Source organism: Dysgonomonas sp. 520 (assembly GCF_010501095.1).
Classification (GTDB): domain Bacteria; phylum Bacteroidota; class Bacteroidia; order Bacteroidales; family Dysgonomonadaceae; genus QVMP01.
On sequence record NZ_QVMP01000018.1, the window covers coordinates 72638 to 73941 of the forward strand.

Sequence of the window (1304 nt, forward strand, 5' to 3'; positions counted from 1 at the left end):
GTCACAAAAAGCCTTTTTGATTCCTTTTGAGGCTTTGGTCAAAAGGGATGCAAGGAATTTTAATTCTGCGCAGTGTATTATATAAAATAAATGAACATTTTTGTTATAATAAGCTCAACTACTGATTAGCATCAATTACAGTTTCCACCAGATCATAGAAGTACGGTTGGCCCCTGTTGCTGCTCCCGGTCTGGCATTTAAATTCCACGGGTAAAGACTTCCATTAACAGGATGATGAGACAACCTGAATGTAATAACATCACCGGCAGCTAGTTTAGCTCCTAACGTTACTGAATAAGTCATTGCAGAAACAGCTCCATGAATAATATCCATTTCTGCTGTATCTACCAATTTTTCATTTGCCAACATCGCTATATAATATATTCCGGTGTTCCCTGTTCCCCCCGTAACTTTAATATAACTACCATACAACCTAAAAGAAAAGGCATAAGACCCATCCTCGGGAATAATAAGAGTTTCCATATTCATCAAAGCACCTTTATTTGTATTGTTTGCATCATTCGGAAGACTTGTACAAGCAACCTGTAAGTCTCTCAAGTTAAGTTCTGAGTTAGGCACTTCCGTCACCATCCTTATCCAGTTTACCCCGTTCCAGTAATATACACCGGGGGTTACATTCGCATTGCTTGTTGTATTATATACCATCATACCCGCAACGGCATTGGTTACTGGTGCTTTCACATTTGCAGCTGTCAGTGCCACTCTGTTTAGCAATAGACCTTTGTTGGCATCACTCAATTCCAATTGGGCGGAACTATTGAAAGTCGTTCCCGAACCTATCTTTGCCAAGCTAGCCATACGGGCATTGCCTGTTATGTTTGATGTACCCGTCACCTGAAACTTATAGCTGCTTGAAGTATTCGACCCGATAGCCACATTTCCTGTCTGGAAGATATTTTGCGTGTTGCTCGTTGCCTGTGTTGTACTTCCCTGAACATACCAAGGCTCTGTTGATGCGGGCAAACTACTGATAAATGGTTGCCAAAGAGATCCATCGAAGTAATAGTAACCTACCGAGGTTACTTTGGCTGTTTTTGTGGTGGTGGTTCCCGTTAGGCTGGTCACATAAACTATCGAACCTCGTTGTGCCGTGGAGTATTGAGCATCCTTGCCGATCAGTTGTGCCCTTGTCAGGTTGGGTGCAATGATTCCTTCGGCTGTTGTTCCGTCTGTTTTGGTTGGAGTTATGTGCATTGTTGCGCCCGGTGTTTCTGTATTGATACCAACTTGCCCATAAGCCTTGAAACCGACCAAAAGCATTGATAAGAATAATAAAGTTTTTT

1 pseudogene is annotated in these 1304 nt (G+C 42.0%); it reads right to left on the reverse strand.

Annotated features, from left to right (window positions below):
- Nucleotides 1–135: 135 nt before the first annotated feature.
- A pseudogene (locus D0T56_RS11450) lies at nt 136–1304 on the reverse strand (hypothetical protein); the annotation flags it as partial.